This is a genomic window from Chryseobacterium fluminis, assembly GCF_026314945.1.
GTDB classification, from domain to species: Bacteria; Bacteroidota; Bacteroidia; order Flavobacteriales; family Weeksellaceae; genus Chryseobacterium; species Chryseobacterium fluminis.
The window spans coordinates 1063378-1086064 of sequence record NZ_CP111121.1; the positions used below are offsets into that span (position 1 = coordinate 1063378).

14 protein-coding genes and 1 tRNA gene are annotated in these 22687 nt (G+C 35.9%); 6 read left to right on the plus strand and 9 right to left on the minus strand.

Annotated features, from left to right (window positions below):
• The first annotated feature begins 98 nt into the window (after positions 1 to 98).
• The gene (locus ODZ84_RS04875; protein WP_266175876.1) at positions 99 to 1823 is read left to right on the plus strand and encodes a helix-turn-helix domain-containing protein; all 1725 of its coding nucleotides are present in this window, start codon (positions 99 to 101) and stop codon (positions 1821 to 1823) included.
• A 313-nt stretch (positions 1824 to 2136) separates the two neighbouring features.
• On the opposite strand, the gene eco is transcribed toward ODZ84_RS04875, so the two are convergent.
• Positions 2137 to 2625, minus strand: coding sequence for a serine protease inhibitor ecotin (eco, locus tag ODZ84_RS04880; protein ID WP_266175877.1), 489 nt, complete (start codon positions 2623 to 2625; stop codon positions 2137 to 2139).
• A 41-nt stretch (positions 2626 to 2666) separates the two neighbouring features.
• The gene (locus ODZ84_RS04885) at positions 2667 to 8609 is read right to left on the minus strand and encodes an alpha-2-macroglobulin family protein (RefSeq protein ID WP_266175878.1); all 5943 of its coding nucleotides are present in this window, start codon (positions 8607 to 8609) and stop codon (positions 2667 to 2669) included.
• 18 nt (positions 8610 to 8627) lie between these two features.
• On the opposite strand from ODZ84_RS04885, the gene ODZ84_RS04890 reads away from it, so the two are divergent.
• The 3 genes from ODZ84_RS04890 (at position 8628) to ODZ84_RS04900 (ending at position 10831) form a co-directional block, all read left to right on the plus strand.
• Positions 8628 to 9389: a UbiA prenyltransferase family protein gene (locus ODZ84_RS04890; protein WP_266175879.1), complete on the plus strand. Its 762-nt coding sequence runs from the start codon at positions 8628 to 8630 to the stop codon at positions 9387 to 9389.
• Positions 9386 to 10465 (plus strand): DNA replication/repair protein RecF, encoded by a 1080-nt coding sequence (gene recF, locus ODZ84_RS04895; protein ID WP_266175880.1) that lies wholly within the window; start codon positions 9386 to 9388, stop codon positions 10463 to 10465. The genes ODZ84_RS04890 and recF overlap by 4 nt, the downstream gene beginning before the upstream one ends.
• Before the next feature lie 69 nt (positions 10466 to 10534).
• Positions 10535 to 10831 carry a hypothetical protein gene (locus ODZ84_RS04900; protein WP_266175881.1) on the plus strand — a complete coding sequence of 99 codons (297 nt, stop codon included), beginning with the start codon at positions 10535 to 10537 and terminating at the stop codon, positions 10829 to 10831.
• A gap of 5 nt (positions 10832 to 10836) precedes the next feature.
• Here ODZ84_RS04900 and ODZ84_RS04905 read toward each other — a convergent pair whose 3' ends face one another.
• Genes ODZ84_RS04905 through ODZ84_RS04915 form a run of 3 tightly spaced genes read right to left on the minus strand, consistent with a single transcriptional unit; the run spans position 10837 to position 14616 of the window.
• Complete coding sequence (locus ODZ84_RS04905) at positions 10837 to 12867, minus strand: hypothetical protein (protein WP_323136862.1); 2031 nt, start codon at positions 12865 to 12867, stop codon at positions 10837 to 10839.
• 13 nt (positions 12868 to 12880) lie between these two features.
• Positions 12881 to 13525, minus strand: coding sequence for a monofunctional biosynthetic peptidoglycan transglycosylase (mtgA, locus tag ODZ84_RS04910; RefSeq protein WP_266175882.1), 645 nt, complete (start codon positions 13523 to 13525; stop codon positions 12881 to 12883).
• Positions 13526 to 13569: 44 nt separating this feature from the next.
• Positions 13570 to 14616 (minus strand): ABC transporter substrate-binding protein, encoded by a 1047-nt coding sequence (locus ODZ84_RS04915; protein WP_266175883.1) that lies wholly within the window; start codon positions 14614 to 14616, stop codon positions 13570 to 13572.
• 59 nt (positions 14617 to 14675) lie between these two features.
• Here ODZ84_RS04915 and ODZ84_RS04920 point away from each other — a divergent pair.
• Positions 14676 to 14749: transfer RNA gene (locus ODZ84_RS04920), tRNA-Arg, on the plus strand.
• Here the strand turns inward: ODZ84_RS04920 and ODZ84_RS04925 are convergent.
• Both ODZ84_RS04925 and ODZ84_RS04930 read right to left on the minus strand, forming a co-directional pair.
• Entirely contained in the window at positions 14715 to 16352 is a 1638-nt protein-coding gene (locus tag ODZ84_RS04925; protein WP_266175884.1) for a recombinase family protein, read from the minus strand. The genes ODZ84_RS04920 and ODZ84_RS04925 overlap by 35 nt on opposite strands.
• A 27-nt stretch (positions 16353 to 16379) precedes the next feature.
• Positions 16380 to 16595 carry a hypothetical protein gene (locus tag ODZ84_RS04930; RefSeq protein WP_266175885.1) on the minus strand — a complete coding sequence of 72 codons (216 nt, stop codon included), beginning with the start codon at positions 16593 to 16595 and terminating at the stop codon, positions 16380 to 16382.
• A 299-nt stretch (positions 16596 to 16894) separates the two neighbouring features.
• Between ODZ84_RS04930 and ODZ84_RS04935 the strand changes: the two genes are divergently transcribed.
• A protein-coding gene (locus ODZ84_RS04935; RefSeq protein ID WP_408612347.1) for an IS3 family transposase occupies positions 16895 to 18252 on the plus strand; the annotation gives its coding sequence in 2 pieces (ribosomal slippage) (positions 16895 to 17230 and positions 17233 to 18252; 1356 coding nt in all).
• Positions 18253 to 18806: 554 nt separating this feature from the next.
• On the opposite strand, the gene ODZ84_RS04940 is transcribed toward ODZ84_RS04935, so the two are convergent.
• Both ODZ84_RS04940 and ODZ84_RS04945 read right to left on the minus strand, forming a co-directional pair.
• Positions 18807 to 21749: a hypothetical protein gene (locus ODZ84_RS04940; protein ID WP_266175886.1), complete on the minus strand. Its 2943-nt coding sequence runs from the start codon at positions 21747 to 21749 to the stop codon at positions 18807 to 18809.
• Positions 21736 to 22647: a PIN domain-containing protein gene (locus tag ODZ84_RS04945; RefSeq protein WP_266175887.1), complete on the minus strand. Its 912-nt coding sequence runs from the start codon at positions 22645 to 22647 to the stop codon at positions 21736 to 21738. Before ODZ84_RS04945 ends, ODZ84_RS04940 begins: the two co-directional genes overlap by 14 nt.
• Between the last annotated feature and the right edge of the window lie 40 nt (positions 22648 to 22687).

Here is a 22687-nt window from a genome sequence, read left to right on the forward strand (position 1 = left end):
CCTATAAACACATCTAAATCAACTTTTTAAACACTCAAATCAATTTATGACTAGAAAATAAGTATGGGAATTTGTATTTTTACGACAGTAAACACACGATGCAAAAAAAATCTCTTTCATTTATTTTTTTTCTTACTCTCAATTTATTCTTTTCACAGAGTAAGGAAGGCTTTCATACACCAGACTCATTAAGAAAAAAAAATTTTGAACAATTAATTAATCATTACAACAGAGTTCTGAGAATAGATAATGAAAAGGCAGAGTTATACGCCAATAGTATTCTTAGTAAGGCAAAAATAGAAAAGAATAATGATATGATATATGACGGATATTATAAATTAGCTCATGCAAAAGGACTGAATTCTGAAAATGGGCATCCATATGCAGACTCTTTAATAAAAATAACACAAAAAGCCAATACAAAAGAATATCCTGCAAAAGCATATATCATCAAAGGAATATTACTGAATAATGAATTTAAATATAGAGAAGCATTAAATCAATATATAAAAGCACAAAGTTTATCTAGAAATAAAAATTTAGATCAGTTTTACCATATAAAAAAACTGGTTGGAATTTTAAAGACTGCTACTGATGAGGATGAAGAAGCGCTTCCACTCTTTTTAGAATATTATCAATACGAGAAGAAGAAAATGCAAACCCATAATAAAGACATTAAAAGCTATATAGGATCAATTTTTTCTGTATCCAATTCCTATAATAAAAACAAAAACTATCAGGAAAGTAAACGTTATAATAAACTAGGCCTTTCAGAGTGTAAAAAATATAATGATTATACTCAATATGCTTATTTTATTATGTCAGAAGGTATTGCGGAGTACTATCTGAAAAATTATACGATTGCATATATACATCTTGCAGGAATAGAAAGAGACCTTCTGAAAAATAAAAATTACACCAATTTATCAATTTTATATTATTATTTAGGAAAAATCAGTGATGAACTTAATAAAAAAAATGAAGCAATACACTATTTTTTGAAATCTGATTCACTGTCATTCACATCTAATGAGTTTGTGCCCATATTAAGAGACCAGTATAAAATCTTAATTGAATATTATAAAAAAAATGGTGATACAGAAAAACAACTAAAATTCATCAATAAACTTTTTTATGCCGATAGTGTTATCAATAACAGCAAGCAATACTTATCAAAAGAAATTTATAAAAAGTACGATACTCCTATTTTACTTGAGGATAAGGAAAAAATAATATCTGATCTGAGCAATAGAAATCTAATATTATATGGTGTTTTGGGGACTGTTCTTTTAGGTACTTTTTGTTTAATATATATACATAAAAAAAGAATTAAAGAATACCAAAGGCAGGCAGATCTATTAATTAAAAAATCGAGATCTTCCGCACCAGCATCTATTCCGCTAACTAAAAGCGAAAAACTGCAGGTTTCTCCGGAAGAAAAATCTAAAGGTTTATTATCTGATGATAAACTGCTAGATCTTAAAACAAAATTAGAACAGTTTGAAAAAGCTAAAAAATTTCTGCGCAAAAATATTACAATAGACAGTCTTGCCAAAGATTTAGGAACAAATAGATACTACTTATCAAAATCAGTAAATGAATTGAAAGGGAAGAATTTTTCCCAATATTTGAATGAGCTTAGAATAAACTACATTGTACAAGAATTAAAGAATGATGAAAAATTAATAAAGCATACTATTTTATCTATTGCTAATGACATAGGATATAATACTTCCGAATCTTTCGCAAATGCTTTTAAGAAGATCACCGGAACTTTACCTTCGTATTATATTAAATCGTTACAGGAACAAAGGAAAAAATAAATAAGTAATAATTAGCACATTGTGAAACTATATATACGAAATTGATCAATTACGATATCATGATTTTTGAAGAGCAGGACAAAGAGATTTAATTTGATAGTAAATAACGCTAAAAAAAACACATGTTAAAATATAGCTGACATTTTCGCATTCGCCTTCTGGCAGTTAGGACATCCGGATTACCAGCCTAAGAAAAATACAAAAAATAAATAGCCGTTGTGCAGATCAGTTTTGACGAACCTTTTGTGCTGTAAGAATCAGAAACTCCCCACAAAAAATGTGAGGAGTTTCATTATTATTAATAAATCTTAAATTATTTCTGCACTGCCCTATTCATGGTTGAGTCTGCCCGCCAGATTCGGTACCGTACTTCCATACCTTTAGGGACGTAGAACACCAGAGGAAGTTTACTGTTGTATCTCACAATTTCCGGAGTGAGAGTTACGAATTGTTTAGTCAGTTTTTTATCAGGACATGCCATCAGGGTACCTTTGACTTCGCCTTTGGATTCAACGTCATAATATGGATATCCCCAGCCCTGTAAATCCTGAGTTTTAATCTCTCCGATCATAAAATGCCTGTTGCAATCCAGCTCTTTTTCTGCGCCTACAAAGAATTCAACTTTTAACTGATCTTCATTTTTAGCAACCGGCAGCTGAATGTATACCTGCTTATATCCTTCTTTGGCTTTAGGAAACATGTCGATCTGCAATTTTTCAAATTTTTCCGCAGTCTTCTGACCGGAAGCATTTGCCCCTAACATTATGACCATACCCGCAATTAAAGCCTTTGAAAATTTCATAATTTTTTACCTTTTTATTATTAATTCTGTAATTCCAAAAATCATTCCGAAATCTGAATATTAGTGCCCCTGGTGTGGGCACTCATCTGCGGCGCATAATAATTCTGCATCATCGTGATACCGTTTGAGAATTTTCCTGATGCATTGGCCACATAGTCATATTCGAATATATATTTGCCTTTCGGAAGGTATTGAATGTAAAAATTTGTGGACGCATCTTTGGTAGATTGATAATATCCTAGATTATTTTTCCACTGATATCCCGACAGTACCTCTACCGGTTCAAATCCTGCCGCACGCATATCTTTTATATGGATAAACTCCATAGGACGGTTGGTATTGAGGATCATCCTTACGGTTACTTTATCTCCGACCTTCAACGGGGTTACAGGAGAAATTTTCTGTAGTTCTTCTCCATTGACGGTTTTTATTTTTTTATACAGCTCCTTAACAATGGAAATATCATTTTCAGAAGATTTTATTTTATCAAGATCTTCATAATACTGCCAGAACAATCCACCCTGAACCACTCCCGGACCGGGCTTTGTAACGGTAACGGCCGCCAGAGTTTTATCCAGAATATCAGACTTCACGGTTGACTTTATATATCCTGTTGCCTGCGTTTGAGGTTTCAGTTCTTTTCCACCCCAAATCACGGTAGCTTTATCACTATCCGCACCTGTCCAGGATTTCCCTGAATTTAAAATCGTAAAGATCACCTCTGCTGTTCCTCTTGAGCTTCCCCATGAATTAACTTCTTTCTGCGTGATCAGCCAGATTTTGATCTCTTCAATGAATTTTTCATCGTTAGGTCTCAGTTCGTTGAACGCTTCCAGTGCTCCGGCCTGGTTGACTACTTTTGAGCTGAACCACCCCCAGTCGTCAAGATTCTGCTTCCAGTAAACACCCTGACTTTTTGATGCTACGGAAGTTTCTTTCAGATAGTTCATTAACTTTCCGGAAACCTCTTTTAAGTTGTAATCATTCATTAATAAGGCCATTCTGTGCAGTCCGAAGAAAGTAAAGTCTGTCATTTTTGCTGTTTTCGCCTTCTGTTTTACCAGCGATTTTAAGGCAGCGCCTTTTCCTTTTAACGGATACTGCTTTTCCCAGTAATTCCGGGTATCAAGGTAATCCAGTGTCCAGTTGTTCCAGACATTTTCTTTGTTAACATCTCCATATTTACCGATCTCATTATCTACATAGTTGATAAGATTTTCGACCAATTCGTCTTCCTCAGCATTCTGGTAATTTTTTACATGATCTTTCAGCCATGAATTGATTTTTCCAAGATTTTTCAGAATATACAATGATGTTCCGTATGAACTCGGATATCCCTGGTACCAGGAGAAGCCCCCGTCAGGATTCTGTAATTTTCTGAAATCGTCCCAGTCATTCCGGATCGAATTGTGCATGGTATTGGTATCCAATAAGAGTGACAGCTTTGCCATTTGCTCCTCTTCATTCCTGCTTTCCAGTACCCATGGCGTTTCTTCCAACAGTATCTGTTTCAGTTCCTGGTTTTTTTCAAGGTCTGAAATCAGCAACTCTTTAGTTTTATATTCTTCGAATATAGCTTTGATCTTCGGATTGGCGCTGAAAATCTCAGAAGCCACCACATCGGCAAACCATTTATTAAAAATCACATCCGCAGAATTATTCTGGTCATTTTTAAGAGCCGGAAGGGCAAAAATAACCTCCCAGATCGGATTGGTTGTCAGCTCCAGGGTATTGGAAACATTGGAAATGGTTTTTGACACTGCACTTTTCAGGTTTTCCAGTTCAAACGTTTTTGTTTCCCCTTCTTTTACAAACACCGGAACCGCATCGGTAATAAGCATTCTGTTGGGAAGAACTGCTACGGCCTGCTGTTCACCATCCGAATACGATCCTGCCTTCGCCACTACCTTTAAAATAACAGAAGAAACATGGTCAGGAACTTTTATTTTCCATGTTAACACAGAATTTCCGTTTTCGTTCACCGAGAAAGCCTGCTCTTTATTCGCCCCCGAAACGGCTGTCAGCGAATTGAGTCCGAACTCCTCTGAAATATCTTCATTTGTAAAGGCATCCAAAATCTGTAAGCCTGCGGAACCGCTGAGTTTTTTACCCGTTAAATTCGATAATTTTGTCTGGAGATTCAGTTCATCACCCTCTCTCAGAAATCTTGGATAATTTGGAGTCACTGAGAATTCTTTTTGGGTTACCACTTCTTTTTCCAGTGTGGCAGCTCTTGCATCTTTGGTATGTGCCAGGAACATTAATTTCCAGGCCGTGAGCGCTTCCGGTGAGGTAAATTCGAAGCTAACGTTGCCTTCGGAATCCGTTTTTAAATCCGGATAGAAAAAAGCGGTTTCGTTTAAATTCTGGCGGACGGGAACAGTGCCTAAAGATTTCTCAAAATCATCTTTGTCTAAAATACCGTCTCCATCAACTTCAGTAAATTCTTTTTCTTCCTGTTTGGACAACTGTCTTCCAGAAATTATCATATTTCCTGCTTCATCATCCATTCTTCCAGCTTTCATTTTTGTACGACCGACAACAGCCATTGGTGATGGCGGTGGCGCATAGGCTTTGGCCATTACGCCTTCCTGATTGGCTAATCCTGTTGTTGTTACAAGGGATTGAATCATCGGATAAATATTGCCGTCAAACCAGTCAAAATCAGGTTCTGCGACATAATGCCCTTCCCAGTAGGGTATTCTTTTCTGATAATATTTCTGTAAAAGATACTGCCTGATATCATAAGAGGTAACCACAGAGGTTGGTGTGTACAGACTTTGCCATTTAAACTGATGGACTGCAAATTGATCAAGGGACCGGTCGTACATACTTGCCAGTACTTCCGCACTTATTCTTTCTTTGTTGTTCCCAAGCACTTTAACCGACCATTTTTCTTTCGAGTTCGGCTCCAGCTTATCGCGGAAAGTTACGGTTTCGATTTTTAAGGGCTCCTCTGTATCTTTTATGCTGAGATCGACAGATTGGGTCTGAACGTCATTATAGGCAACCAACTGAAACTGCAGATTCAGGGTCTGGACACTTTTATCCTTCGGAATATCTGCTGTGTACTCCAGAACTCCGTTTTTAAACTGACGGGTTTCAGAAACCGTCTTACCGGATCCATCCTGCACGAAAACATTCAGTAAAGCATCTGGAACCGACGAATAAACATGCACGACCGCTTTCTCTCCTCTTGAAAATTTTTTGTCGGGTTCTATAACCGTTAGAAATGTTTTTTGATGATCTGACAGTAAATTTTTGTTCCATACACTGAAATTCCTGGAAGTCTTTATCGTATCCTTTCCCTCGATATTGTACAGCTCCAGCTGATATTCTCCTGCTTCCAGCTTACCAAGGTCAAGAGAGGTCTCATTCCGGGTCGTGCCATTAAGAATGACCGATGAAACTTTAAAGTTTTTGGCTTCATCATTTTTATCATACAGATCGTGCGGAAACCTCCTGATGAATTCCTCTTTTGCGAATTTAGGCAGGTTCTGAACTTCTGATTTAAAATTATTTCTGAAAATCCGGCCCGGCGTCTGAAGCTTCGAAAGTTTTACCTGATATGATTTTTTCAGAGGCTGCTCATTATAATTTTTGGTTTCAATGTGCACTTTTATGTTTTCGTCGGAAAATGTATTTTTAATTTCACCGGCTTCTATATAATGGGAAACTGACGCCACTTTAAGCGATGTGTCTGCCGATTGCGTTTCTCCATTGATATCTGTTACAGAGGCGTTGATCTCATAATTATCAATCTGTATTCCTTCTAATTTATCATCTTTTTTAAGGTCGAGACGAATGACAAACTCTCCTTTTTCATTCGTTTTTGCTTCCCCCAGAACAGAGTTTTCATTATTTTCATCCTGCGGGTACCATCCGAAGTATCTCCATCGGATATTCCGTTTTTTGATTTCATAAGTTACTGTTGTGTTGCTTAGGGCGACTCCTGAAAACATCATTGCCTTACCTTTCAGTTCGATCGTCTGCCCATATCTGTACTCCTCTTTTACAGGATCAAATGTGACTTCGAACTTCGGTCTTTTATATTCTTCAACCCTGATATTTTTATATCCTTTATTTTCGTCAGTCTTTAATGAAAACATGCCATTCAGTTTGCCTTTTGGGAGTATAAAGCTGCCGTGGTAGGATCCGAATTCGTTCGTGGTGAAATTCTGAAAAGAAACATCCTGCCCATTGCTGTCCGTTAAGGTGATTTTTTGTTTCATTCCGGCAACCACAGATTCGGTTTCTTTCTCCAGCCGGGTATTGATCACTTTAAAATAAACCGTCTGGCCCGGTCTGTATATTGCCCGGTCTGTAAAGATCTGGGCTTTTGAAGGGGCATCCTCAAAACGATCAAAATTTCTACTGAGCCCGTTTCCATACACCTGCATCATCTGGAAACTGTTGGTTTTTGGCTGCCGAATCAGGAATGTTTTGTAATATTGTTTATTTGCGGTAACCGGAAACCTGAACATTCCTTTGTCATTGGTTTTTGCCTCTGTTTTGGTTAAAGTTTTATTGGCTACGAATTCATAAAAGGTCAGGTTTTCATCAGCAATCGGTTTCCCGTTTTCGCTGCTCACTAATTTTAATTCATTTTTTATCTGATCCTGATCTGTTTTGGTCTGGTAAATAATTCGGTTTTCGGAAACCAGAAAATAGAAATCTTTTTCAGCATCCGTATCTTTTTCGCTAACTCCCGCGACAGAATATTCTGCCAGATAGATCCCCGGAGGAAGTGCCTGTATTTCCAGTGACGTTTTGTGAGAGCGGTAATCTTTGGGATCATCTAACGGGTATACTTCTTTTTTGACCAGTTTTTTCTTAACCTTATCAAATGAGTTGGCATAAGGATTCTGACCGTACTGCAGAAATGAGGTCAGGTCGTCTTTAACTTCATAGATACTGATGGAAAAGGAAGAGACATTTTTATGCTCTGCCACAAAATGAATCGGGCGGTCTGCCTGGGTCTGCTGCTCAAATTTGATATTTAAGACGGGATTGAGAAGCTGGCTTTCCTTATTTTTTATATTTTCGATGAATGGTGATTTCGGATATTCTGCCTTTGCCTGACGGATCAGCTCAAGTGCTTCTTTTTCTTTATTGTCAGAAATCAGCTCATCCGTGATCTCATCCATAATCCAGACTTTATAATCTCCTTGCACTTCAGATCTCAAAAGCTCCTGTAGCTTTTTTAATTTATCTTTACATCGGGTAAATTCACAGTTATCCTGCAGTTTTTTATCTGAAAAATATAATTTTGAATTTCCTGTGTTCCTGGCAATTAATTCATCATAAATAGCATTGACTTTACTGTGATTCTGTTCAAGTTCGTTTTTGGTAAAAAGCGTACCCTGTTTCAAAAAGGCAATTTTTTTCGCGGAGTACCAATCTTCCAAAGTCGGAAAATAGGAGATATATTCCTTATTCGAAAAAGCATCTTTGTACTTTTTTAAAGAAACCCTGCCCATGGAAGTCTTCTGCTGATCAAGTTCGTCATAGTTCTGAATCAGGTAGTTTTTAAAATCCAGTTTACTCCATGTTTCAATTTGCGAAACATCCTGTGAATTGATATTGGTACGTCCCCCGATCTCCCAGGAATGTTCATTGTAATAATCGAGTAAAAAACCATTTACCAAAACACTGAATACCAGTTTATCTTCTCCTTTCAGCTGCTTTTCTACCGTTTGCAGTTTTTTAAAAAGCCTGCTTACAGAATCGTTCCTGTCGTCCTCACCGGTCTGGTTCACAATACTGAATTCTGCTTTTAAAGACTGAATCAGCTGCACAATATTATTATCTTTCATCGCCTGTGTTTGTATATCTGAAATGATGGGAAGATTAGATTTATAGGTGCCTTTCTGATAGTTTGCAGCTACCTTTTTCCACTGTTCGTCATAATATTTCTGGGCTAAGAGGGCCGAAAAGTTCAGCAACAGAAGCAAAAGCACAAAAATCTTGTAAAATCTTTTCATATATGTTATTTTTGATAAATGAATTTCCTAAAAATACTCAAAAAATCTGTTATTGACAGCCAGCTTTACGTATCCTTAACAGGGACTCTTTTTGCAGTATTTTTCATGGAAGAGCAAAACACATTCCGTTGGCCTTCTGTATTATTGATCTTCATCACCTATTTCAGCGGATATATTTATACGAAATACCAAAAAACAAGACATTTCATTAAAATACTGATCTTAAATGCCATGGCAGGAATTATCTGTGCTTTGCTTATTATTATCAATCATAATGAGATCAGACTGTTGAAATGGTTTATTATCGTTGTTTTAGGCCTTCTTTATAACAGCTTTTTCCTGGATGTTTATATCCGGAAAATTCCTTTACTGAAGGTATTTTACGTAGGAATGGTATGGGCGTTGGTCAACTGTTGGCTCACCCTGCACGAATTCAGCATTCCGATATTTTTAATCAGTTTCTTTTATATCACAGCTTTGGTATTGCCTTTCGACATCCGTGATATGAAGGTGGATACGGTGAAAACCTTTCCGACGATCATCGGTGTTCAGAATACAAAATACCTGGCCTATACACTGGTTCTTATAAGCTGTATTTTATCAGCAGCATACCTTAAAAGTATGTATGCAACTGCTTATTTTTTTTCCGGTGCTGTGACATTTATATTGATTTATTTCTCTGAAAATAAAAGGAATGACTCGTATTTTTCTTTCGGTGTGGAAAGCTGCTCTGCACTTCCTTTTTTATTCTTATTAATATTGAGTATTTTTGACAAATGATTATTAAGAACCTTTCTCTGCTCAATTTCAAAAATCATCCTGAGCGAAAATTCGACTTTTCACCGCAGATCAATTGTTTTGTAGGAAATAACGGCGTCGGAAAAACCAATATTCTGGACGCGCTGCATTATCTTTCTGTAGGAAAGAGTTTTTTAGGAAATACCGATCTTAATAATATCAGAACTGAAGAAGATTTTTTTGCCATCGAAGCGGAAGTTCAAAATGAAGACGGAGAGGATATTATAAAAATCCTGCAGCCCAAAGAGGCTAAAAAGGTCATTAAAAAAAATGATAAAAGCTATGACAGGATGGCCGATCATATCGGATATCTTCCGAGTGTTATGATCTCTCCTTATGACTCTAATCTGATTTCGGATTCGGGAGAAAGCAGAAGGAAATTTCTGGACTCCATGATCTCACAGACCAATTCGGAGTATCTGTTTGATTTAATTCAGTATCAGAAAATCGTTCAGCAGAGAAATGCGCTATTGAAATATTTTGCTAAAAACAGAACCTGGGACAAAGATTCTCTTGAAATTTATGACGAACCGATCATCAGATCCGGAACTAAAATTTTTGAAAAGAGAAAAAAATTTGTGGAACAGTTAAATCCTATTGTACAGAATTTTTACCGGATTATTTCCGGTGGTAAGGAAACTGTGTCGGTGATCTATGAATCGCATCTGCTGGACGCTGCTTTTGAGAACCTTTTAAAAGAAAGCCTTGAAAGAGACCGGATGCTGACCTACACTTCCAGAGGAATCCATAAAGATGATCTCCTTTTTGAAATGGACGGGATCCTGATCAAAAAAACAGGTTCACAGGGACAACAGAAGTCTTTCCTCATTTCTTTAAAGCTCGCTCAGATGAGTCTTGTAAAGGAACTCACTCACAAAACGCCTATTCTTCTGCTGGATGATATTTTCGATAAGCTTGATGATCACCGGGTTTCACAATTGATCGAACTGGTCAATCAGGAGAATTTCGGGCAGATCTTCATCACCGATACCCACAGGGAACGTACGGAAAGTGTGGTGAAAAAAATCAATGAAGAAAGTATCATTTTTGAGATCTAACTAAACGTAAGCAGAGAGATACGATAACACGAAAAAACAGTTTAAAAAAGCAGAAAAACGACGTTTATTATGAAAAAGCAGAAACGACGCGAATACCAATCTTCTGATCTTGTCAAATCTTTTGCAAGAATTCATGGTTTTGAAGATAAGCTGGTTGCTTTTGAGATTAAAGATTTTCTGGAAGATTATCTGGACGAAAGCCTTTTCAATGAGATTATCAGGGTTGACCTAAAAGAAAAGATCATCATCATCAAGATCGGATCTCCTCTTCTGAAAAATGATTTTAAAATGCGTAAAAGCTTTTATCTTAAAAAATTTCACGATAAATTCGGGGAGGAAAAATTTAATGATCTTTACATTATATAACGGAACTAATGTTCTTCCGATTTTGCAGGAATCCTGCTGTTCATCAGATCATCAGCTTTTTTGTCCAGTCCTGAGCTTAGCGGGATAAAGAATTTCAGCGGATGCTTACAGAAATATCTGAAAATTTCCCTGTAGATTTCACTTACCTGCCCAAAATTCATTTTCCGGGATCTGAATGCCAGGAACATAGACAGACCGAAACTTACTAAAAAGTTGAAAAATCCGATTAAAAAAACGGTTATAAAGGAAATCCAGAAGGTATAAGCGTCTACAGAAAAATCTTTTCCGTAAAGTCCCAGAGCAAAATTTCCGGCCGCAAAGGTTATATGCCGGATATCGAGATCCAGCCCAAAAAACAGTCCTACCGGTGCTGTAGCGCCAAGGAAAACCCCAAACCAGAAATTAGAAACAATTCCCGGCCAGTTCTTAGCATAATATTTTGATAATCCCAAAGCAAATTTTTTACCGAGAAACTTCCTGATCGACAGATTTTTGGCAATTCGTTCCGGGATCTGGTAGAAAACCGAGTTATTCCCGATATTTCCTGAGATAATGCCTGAGATAAAGAGGTAGAAACCGGCAATACAGGCATGAAGAATTGCTTTGGATTTAAACGGATCTAAATCTTTCAACAGCTTATCTGACCGGTCTACGGCTAAATTTTGCGAGAAGAATACATCCAATCCGTAAATAATAGCCAGAGCGATCGGAAAAGACAGCAGAACATTCCCAACAAAAGCAATAAACTGACTTCTGAAGAGTTTTGATACCAGATGCGCAAATTCTAAATTATTTCTTGTTCCGTTGCTTTCTTCGGACAGTACTTTCGTCATCGTTGCAGCAGTCATTGCCGGCTGCTTGGTCGCTAAGGTAAAACCCATCAGGTAGATCATTACAAATCCCATGGCATAATTCATTGAGTATAAGAATGCATGGAAAAAATCACTTCCCGGAGCATAGCCATAGAGCATTTTAAGCGCACATAAAGCGCCTACAATGATACCTCCGCCACTGGCTTTATAGAACATGGTCATATATTCTTTGCGTGTGGAAGTGATGTAGTGGGCTCCGGTTTCAGCAGTATGGTTGGTGATCAGGTGGGAAAGAAGCCGGGTACTGTCATTAATTAATTCGGCAATGTTATTTTTATGGGATTTATACCTTAAAATATTAAAAATCAGCTGCTTTGATTTGATCAACACATCTTCTTCACTGTCAATGACCAGCAGTTGAACAATTTCGTAGATCCTTTGGGTCTGCTGGCGGATTTTGAGAAGAGACTGGTTAATTTTCCCTGAAATCCCATATTTGGAAGAATTTTTAAACGCGATGCTTACAAATTCCTGACATTGCTCAACATAAATTTTAATTTGCTTGTACTGGCTGTCTTTAGAGTTCAGCAACATTTCCGGATTTTTCTCAAATTCTTCAGCAAGCCGCTCCAGTTCATTCTGTAATGCCAGAAACGGATTATCAAAATTCCGATACTGGGGAGCCATTCTTACCACATCCACTTCCATTGCCATCCCTGTAACCCGCCAGGAAAGGATATTCATGGAAAAGATCAGTTCTTTTTTTACGACTGATTTTTTAATAAAGTCGGCAGCATCGATAATTTTTAAAAACTCCCCGATTTCATTTTCGGGAAGGTTATGAAAATATTCCAGATCTTTTTTGGGTCTGAGGCTGATATTATCGATTAAATACCATACGGTTTTTTCATTTTCTACCGGAGGCAGCACTTTATTGAGGACTCTTTTCTTAAACTCCGGAAAAAAGGCATTTTCAGACAGGATATTCGCTTCTGTTAAAGACAGATTGAATGGTCTTCCCGCAAAAATATGATGAATATAATATTTAAAATTTTCTGCCGAGGAAGGATTATTTCTGAAAAAATTAAGCACTTCCGTAAAATCTGCTCTTTTAGCACTTTCGAGAAACTCAGCAAGGGGTTCCAAAGAGAGGGTTTCGTTCTTAAAAGAGAAATATTTTTTAAGAACAGATTGAAAGTTTATGCCGGAATTTAAGAATTTCATTGGTGCAAAGATACTATTTCAAACTCACATTCCTCATTTGTCTCATAATCCAGTTGTGCTTTTTTGACAAATAAGCGGACGGATGTTTCGGATCGTATTTTTTCGGATTCGGAAGAACGGCAGCAATCCAGGCGGCTTCCGACGTGGTAAGATTTTTAGAAGACTTTCCGAAATAATACTGTGAAGCCGCTTCTATCCCAAAAACACCCTGCCCCATTTCGATAGAATTCAGGTATCTTTCGAGGATAATATCTTTACTCCATACTTTTTCGATAATGAAAGTATATACTGCTTCGAGTCCCTTTCTGAACCAGCTTCTGCCCTGCCAGAGAAAAATATTCTTTGCGGTCTGCTGAGAAATGGTACTTCCGCCTCTTACTTTTTTTCCCTTTTCATTATATTTCATGGCTTTTTCGATTGCAGTGTAATCGAAACCGTCATGAACAAAGAATTTCTGGTCTTCAGACGCAATGACTGCCTTTTTTACCTTATCTCCCATTTCGTCGTAGGAAATATAGTCCCTCTGCAGCCTGCCATACTCAAAAAGCCCTCCCAGCTGTGTAATGGTAATCGGAGGATTGAAAAATCTTCCCCAAATGATAAACACAACATTCAGAATGAGAATGATAAAAATAAGCTGTTTAATTTTTTTCCACATATCAATTTCTAAAAGAAAGTACAAAAATAAGCAAATACCCGGATTTATTGTAATTCCTTCATATAAGTGAGCTCATAACCGGGTAAAAGCTCAGGATGAAAGATCTTTATATAATCTTTCAGTACCAGATCCGCTCTTATAATCCCGCTTTCAAAAAAATCATTGGATTTCTGCCTTTCTTTTCCTGAGATTCCATAAATTTTTCCGTTGTTAAAAACATCAAGCTTCGCATAAAAAGGATTGATATTCAGCATCTCCTTTTTAGAAACATGATTTCCTGCGTTGATCCAGTACCGTACTCCGCCTGATTTGGCAAAGACTTCTTCAAAGCTCATGGTCACGGCTTTTTCGTCTGCGTTATCTTTTAAAATATAACGGGCATTGGCATCAGAAATAAAATGGGCCACAGACGTTTTACCTCCCGGCATATACCATACATCGCCATACATCTCATTGGCCAGTACGACAGGTTTTTCTTTTCCCTGCAGGGCCAGCTTCTTCAGATCGTTATAGTTCTTTTCGATCTCCTGATATGTGGCAGACGCTTCTTTCTCTTTTCCGAAAAGCTTTCCGAAAAGCCTGATATAGGCTGCTTTTTCCAATGGTTTCTGTTCCCTATATTCGTCAAGGAATACGACCTGAATTCCGTTATTTTTCAGTAACTGATAAGTATTGTCGAAGCTGGCAATATAATTGGTAAAAATGGCATCCGGTTTCAGAGAAATGATCTTCTCGACATCATATTTCTGGTCATTCCCGACATTCTGTATGGTACCGCTCTTTACCAGGCTTTGTATTTTATCAGAATAAATGTATTCCGGACTCGAAACCCCGACCACCAAATCTTCTGCGCCCAATTCTGAAATATAGCCTGCCATACTAGCATTAAGTAAGATAACTTTCTTAAACGGAATCTGATCTGATTTAAAATGATACGTAAATTTTCCCGATTTTATCTCTACTCCATCTTTCTGATCTTTAAAATGGACCAAACCGGATATGGCAACAGAGTTTTCAGGTGAATTTTTTAGTTCTCTTTTACAGGAGATTACGCTCAAAAATGCGATTAACAGTAAAAATTTTGGTTTCATCTTTCAAAGAAAAGAAAAAAGTGCTATATTTGCAAACCTTTAAACATGAAGGAAACAACGGCCTCGTGGCGCAACTGAATAGCGCATCTGATTACGGCTCAGAAGGTTACAGGTTTGAATCCTGTCGAGGTCACAAGACCGACATTTGAAGTTTTTACTCTCTTATGTCGGTTTTTTTTATTTCCTAATCCATTGTTATACTGATAGATACATTGGGCAACAATATTCATTTTAGGTGTTTGAAAACTTTTTCCGTCAAATTCGACTTTTTGGGGAAATATCAAACACCCTATCGTCCTTTTTGTTGATAGATCGCCTTGCTGGTAAAGGTTTGCAAGGTTTTCCATGGAATCGAGTGCATTTTCTATTTTTGTTCTGATGTCAAGTTCTTTGCTTTCCGATACGATACGCTGAAGCTCCTGTTCCAACTGTTCAATCTGCAATTTTGTGACTCTTTTGATCTCTTTGTAATCTTCTTCATCTAGTTTATCGAAAAGATATTTATCTCTTGCGCTGGCAACCTTTTCATTCAGCAGGTTGATTTCTTTTGAGATCGATTTTCTTTTAGCCTCGATATCATAAGTGAATTGTTTATAGTTATCCAAAAGTATCTCCTTCATAAGATCTTTGATGATAGGATTATACTCCAGTTTTGAAATTTCCATCTCAAAAAGTTCATTCAGTCTGTCAGAGTCAAATCTGAATCCGCATTTGTAATGACAATGATAATAGTAATAGGTTTTAGATTTTCCTTTCGCACCACTTGCAGTGAGATTTTTCCCACACCTTGGGCAGGTTAGAAGGCCTCGTAGTGGAAAACGCTCATTACCTAATACTCTTCCTCCCGGACCCTCTACTTTTCTTTTTTTGTCCATGATCCTTTGAACCTGATAGAATAACCTTTCACTGATCAATGCCTCATGCTTCCCTTCAATGTAGTAAGCTTCCTCTTGCTTATAGTCTTCAATGTAGATCTTACCACAGTAAACTGGATTTCTCATGGCCTTTGCGAAAGCGCTTCTTGACATTGATACACCTTCCCTTTTATTCATCTGTAATCGTACATGGTCAGCAGGAATATGTCCTTTTGCGATCTCATTGAATGCCCAAATCATATTTGAAGCCTCTGGCTCCTTAATGCCAATGTACTTCTTGCCATCTTCATGACTCCTATTTATATATCCGTAAGGGGCTATTCCCATCAATCTCCCCTCCTTTTTTGCTCGCCTCATACCATGGAATGTATTCAAAGCTCTCCTGTCATTTTCGACCTCAGGAGTAGACAAGTATATGGCAAGCATCAGCTTATTTTCCGGAACGGACATATCCAAGGGCTGTTCGATCGCCTGGGGAATAATGTGATTTTTATGGAGAAGACCGATCATCTGGTAAGCATCACCCGTATTACGGCTAAACCGATCCCATTTTGTAAACAGGACAAGTGTACTTTTATGATTTCTCTTTTTTATCTCTATCAGGTATTTTTTCCATTCGGGACGTTCAAAACTTTTGGCGGAGTGATCTTCATATATTACTTTATTTATAGAAATATTATTATTTGCACAATATCTGCGCAATCTCTCATCCTGATCTCTCTGGGAATAGCCTTTTTCGGCCTGCTCATCGGTGGAAACTCTTATGTATAGATCTGCTATAATCATTTTAATGACGATTTCGTTAAAAAGTTGTTTAATGCTTGCAACATGGAGAAGGTTGCGTTGGTAGAAATTCATCATTCTAATATGGTACTAAAATACAAATAATCAGTCAGATGTAAAATATTCTTTGAGCGTTAATTTCACAATGATATATAAAAACTCCATGATCTCTTCTGACTGATCCAGGTCGATTTCATAGCCCGCTTTTTTCAATATTGCCAAAGCCTTTTCAGGCGGGATTTTTTTTAATTCAATAGATGGGATGTATTGATCGATTTTCGGTCTTGCTGTTTCTTGCTTCTTTACTTTACCTTTCTTCATAACAATTCAATTGAGGACTTGTTCTCAATAATTGTAATTTAAAAAGCAGAATACTTATGTTTTATAAGTTGCTTCAACGGTCATCTATTGGCGCTAGATGCATATATAAACTAATATTTAAAATTTGTTATCCAGTAATTATATGCAATTAAGGACAGAAGCAATTTATGGGATAATCGGAATACTAGTAGATTCTGTTTTTTAAGTGTGATCTTATGGGACTGTAAATCGTCAGCAAAAAGTGGACATTAGACATTAAAAATTTAAGGAGTGTTTTCATAAAAAGAGTAATTTTAATTATGGCAACACCGAAAAAGAAACCGACCGAGAAATTCGTAAAAGATATTCGGCAGAACACCCGCAGAATATTCACTGCAGAGCAAAAGATTTTAATCGTGATGGAAGGTCTTCGAGCGGAGACTTCCGTAGCCGAACTTTGCAGGAACCATAATATTGCACAGTCGCAGTTTTATGCCTGGAACAAGGAGTTTATGGAAGCAGGAAAGAAGCGCTTAAATGGAGATGTCGCTCGCGAGGCTACGAGTGATGAAGTATCAGATCTGAAGAAGGAAAATGCACGTTTGAAAGAGATCGTAGCTGATCTGGTCGTTCGCTATGACATTGTAAAAAAAAGTTTAGACAGGCTGGATTAATCGATAAATACAGGAAATATATGAGATTATCGGCAGCTGAGAAATACGAGATCATTCAAACGGTAACCACAAGTGAACTCGGCGTGAAACGAACCTTGGAAAGTTTTGGAATTGCTAGAAGCAGCTTTTACAAATGGTATCAAAGCTACTTGGAAAACGGCTATGATGGCTTGGAAACTACGAAAAGAACAAACCATAGGCAATGGAACAGCATTCCTGAAAGACAGAAAGATCTGGTAGTAGAGATCGCTTTGGAACACACCGAATTATCTGCAAGGGAACTGGCCTACAAAATTACCGATGAGCAAAGTGTTTTTATTTCAGAATCTAGTGTTTACCGGATTTTGAAGCAAAGAGACTTAATCCCGGCACCGAATCATTTTCTTCTTTCGGCAGCAAATGAGTTCAAAGACAAAACGGAATTTGTGCATCAAATGTGGCAGACAGATTTTACTTATTTCAAGATCATAGGCTGGGGATGGTACTATCTGAGCACGATCTTGGACGATTACAGCCGCTACATCATTCACTGGGAGCTATGCGACTCAATGAAAGCCGAAGATGTGAAACGAACGGTGGACACAGCCATTAAAAAAGCAAAATTAAAGACCAAAGCCAAACCGAAACTGCTCTCGGACAACGGTTCCTGCTACGTCTCCAATGAGTTGAAAAGCTATCTGAAAGACGATTTAAGGATGAAACAGGTTCACGGAAAACCAATGCATCCGCAGACCCAGGGCAAGATTGAACGTTATCACAGAACGATGAAAAATGTAGTGAAACTAAATCATTTTTATCATCCCGAGGAACTCATCCAGGCACTGGAGAAGTTTGTAGAAAACTACAATAACAAGCGCTATCACGAGTCGATAAATAACCTCACTCCAGCAGATGTGTACTTCGGAAGATCAGAACAGATTTTGGAAAAAAGAAAGCAAACAAAAGCGGAATCCATCCGAAAAAGAAGACAAATATATAACCAACAAAAATTAGTAAGTTTATAAATCGAAAATCCTCCCTAAGGATTTAAACTAAAATGTCTAAGTTGGTTTGAAGACGTACAATGGGACTAATGAGAAAGAAGCTTAAAAAGCACGTACTATTATGTGTAATCATAATGGTATGTACATTTGATACTACACTGACCTCAGCGGTGCATTTTCCGAACACTTTTGTAGAAGATTTAAATAAACTTGCTAAACTCTCATCATTCATTATCTCAGATTGAAATGTAGAGAATAATTAGATGAAAGTTGTAGTTCATTATAAGACTTGGTGGCAAATACATTATTTTGATTTGGTTATATAAAATCGCCAATTTTGTATTTTTACTAACTTTAACAAATACTTTTAATATTATGAATGATTATGTAAATAGGAAATTTTTAAAAAGTATTAGACAATTATATTTAGACGGGACTTGTTCTTATTTGAAAAACTATCCATAAGCTTTATATCATTCTCTTATTTTTAGGTCATTTTTTTAAATAAGATTAAGAGCGCTTGTTTTTACTAAAACACAGACTATCAAAGGTAAAAATTCTTTAATGAAATTATTTTACTTGTTGTATTGTTGATAGATGGGTCTGAAATAATCATATCCCTCTTTCACCAATCTATTGATGATGTGATTAGCTACAATATTCTGTTGATTCTCGTATAAGAATATCAAAACATTTAAAATAGGTTCTTTCTTATAAACATAATTTATTTTCATTAATAAAGCTATTCTGCTAATCAAATGAGCGGGGCTATTATTTATCCATCGAGATAATGCTTCTGTTATATGAATATTTACGATCTGATTCTGAAATTTCTTCACATTTTCTTCAACCAATAAGACATTTTCTTCATCTAATTTTTCTATAAAATCAGTGAGATAAACGACTCCTTCTAATAACTTACTATCGTTCTTATCGGTTACTTTTTCTATAGACTGATTTATTAGCCTCCAAACTTCTAGAATTTTGTTAATTAAATCCTCTTTATTTTCAAGCTGATCATTTTCAATAGTTGATTTTTGCCCTCTTAAAAGAGAAATAATTTTTTGGAGAACATGAATGTTCGGACTCTTCAGAGATTTATAAAGAAAACTCTCTTCAAAACTATTTTCATAATTCCAAAAATAATAGGCTAAAAAATGCCTTAACAGACCGTGATTATAATAAGTAAGAATCTTATCTGAATCTATGGCGCGCTGATAACTTGAATAAAGTATTTTATAGAAATCTATATTTAGTGGATTTCTAAAAGCGATTCCAGACATAAATGCTTCCCATTTAATATCATCATAATCTTTTACTTTTGCAAGATTATCATTAACCCAGCTGTTATCTAAGAACATAAATTGGGAAAGAAACTTTCCGAAGAGAACATAGGAATCTATATGGTTTTCGAACGATTGTTCGAAAGCCAATTTTGCTTCAATATCCCATCGAGCGACTTTCTGATTATTCGGCAGATTTCTAGCATACTTCAAAGAATAATTAAGCAAACCTGTTAAAATATGTCCCGCTGTAGAATTTAAAGAGTACAATATAAAATCCCCTCTCTCTATGTTATTAATCTCATCTATAGCTAATTCATTCAAGCATTGAAGTATAAGTTTTTTACACTTTGGCAATAATTTGATATCAAAACTATGACTTTCATTTTGTGCTCCAGAAGTTATGAGCATACCAATCTCTCCTATTATCCAATCTTTAGTCACCCTAAAATCATCATCTAATCGAAGTTTATCTGATTTAAAAGAATCACTTGTTATGTATGCATAACAAAATTCGATAACCATTTCCCAATCAAAATCTCTACCTGTCTTCCAGGCGTTGGAAAACCCTGATATAATATTGTAGGCATATATAAACTTGACCTCAACTAATCCTTCAACAAAATAAGCAAATCTATATGGATTTTCTTCTACAGCTTGCTTTATAGCCTCAGCAAATCCATCAATTGTTGGAACATCAAATCCATTATTATTTTTAAAAGAATCTAATTCTTTCAATAGTTGCTCATCGGACAGCTCTAAAATTTCCTCTTTTGAAAATGGAGTAATATGCCCCATTCTTACAACAATTTTACCTTCTTCAGAATAATCCTTAGTAATCTTCGACTTCGCTTCAATAGTCAAGAACTTAGCATTAAAAAATAAATTTTCTTTTAGTGCGTCCAACCATCGGTGTTGCCATTCTTCTTTATTCGAGTCTAAATGTTTGTCACCTATCGGACCATTTTCAATTATCTCCCAAAGAAGCTTTTGTTCCTCTTCATCTAAGTCTTTACTAATTTTAGATAGTAGATAGTGAAGCTCCAATCTATAGGCATAGGTAGAAAATAAACACATACTATCTTTTTCATCCAATAATTTCCAAAAAAAAGATTTTAAATTACTCCAATCTTCAGCAATAATATAGAACAACATTCTCTTAAAGTATGGAAGATTAAATCTTTCGTCTTCAATAAAATCATTTAATACATCTTGTAAACTCTCGCTATCTTGCGTAACTAATTTTGTCAACCATTCTCTTAAATTAAATGAAAACACACCTAAAATAGGATTATTGTAATGAGAGTTCTCATCCAAATCTTTAATTCCTTCATATCCAATTATAGAAGTATAATCGCTCCAAAAATTAAAACTCAGACGATTATAAATATCTTCATATATTATTTTATCAAGGTTATTTTTTTCAAATAAATCAGTTAAAAATTGATTAAACCAAAATTTATCCAGTTTTAAATAATTCTCTTCCGAAACCTCATCGATAATCATCGTTTCACCATTTAAAGATTTTTCCAAGCGAAATGTCATTTTTTCAAAAATTCGAAATATTTTGAAAATATAATTTGTTTCACCAATTTTTCCCTCTGCAACAATAACGTGATCTCGTAACAAGAAATTGATTTGCTCCAATAATCTGTATATCGTTTTGTTATGACAATTATTTATTATTTTGTCAAGTAATCCATCGTTATGAAATGCATTATTTAAGGTATATGAATAAAAAGGTGAATAGTATTGTATGGTAGATGATCTATTAAAATCCTCCAGATTGTTTGATGTTCTCAACTCAAATAAATAATAAATAATTATTTCAGCTTTCTCTCTATCACTTGGATTATCTGTTAAAAATTTAGGCAGTAATGAATCTGTAATTTCAGATGTTTGCAACATTGTATCAAATTGACTGGTTACCCATACAGGGATATAGTCCAAATATTCCTTTGTTACATTTTCGTTTGGAACCAAAGACAAAATCTTAATTAAGCGATACCAAGTGTGATAATTGTCGACAGGATATTCCGAAATATTCTTAATGATTTGTAAAATTTCCGGAACAAGTTCCAAATGCTCAGAACTTTCAAATTTTGTAGCAACACTAATCAGATAATCTAAAACCTCCCAAGATGGTATCTGATATCCACTTTCCTTTTGCACGGGTACTGGATTGTTTTCCGGATTAAAAAAACCTTGCTCTTTTAAATAACTAAACCAACTCATTTTCTGCCAATTTTTTGAAAAAATATAACTGATAACTGTGATTCATTTCGAATAAAATATCCAGAATCTTTTTATCTAATGTTGTTTGTTTTCCAGACAGAATGATTCTGTCTATTTGTGCTATGTTAGAAACAAACTCATCATCTTCCAAATCCATATTATTTCTTTGTTGAATCTTTCTTTCTGTAAGCAATCTGCTTTCTTGTTTACGTTTTTCCTCCAGCAAATGTTGGGAGAAAGAAGGAAGATAGGGTTTCAATTCTATGTTAAACAACTTGCCTGAAAAAGCTTTGATTGATGTGTCAAAAAATACATATTCCAAATTACCTTCTTTAAAATCTTGTTCGAGTTGCCTGTTCAATATATAGCGCTCGGTTCCTTCACTAAAATCTTTATAATTAATGGTGGTAAATATGCATTTGGAATAGCCATGATCTTGCGAGTGCTTTTTTAGCGTAAGCAGATTTATGGTATCCCTAAAACTATCTTTGGCATGATTTGGTGGTGAACAATTAAGATTTCTTTTTGTAGCTTCCAAGTAGATTTCATCACTTTCTTTTGCTATGATTGCCTTATTGGAAAATAACATGTCAATTCTAGTCATTCGTTTATCGATAGAGGCTTCCACTTTGTCAGGCTCGTACATATTATCTAGCTGATGGACAGCGCTCATCATTCCTGCAATTTCTCTTTTCTTCTCTTTAAAACTTTTAAGAATCTCACGTTTTTTCACATCTTTGTTTCGTTTCCATTCCCTCTCAAGGTTTTCCGTGGTCACGAATTGAACATATCCATTTTCTAACCAAAAAAGAAGTTCATCGAAGTAATTGTCTGGATTTAGGAAGTCAATTTTAAGCAATTCCAGCCAAACACAGGTATCAATAGCGAGGTAAATCATTTTTAAAATATCTACTTATACAAATATAATTAAATTAGAA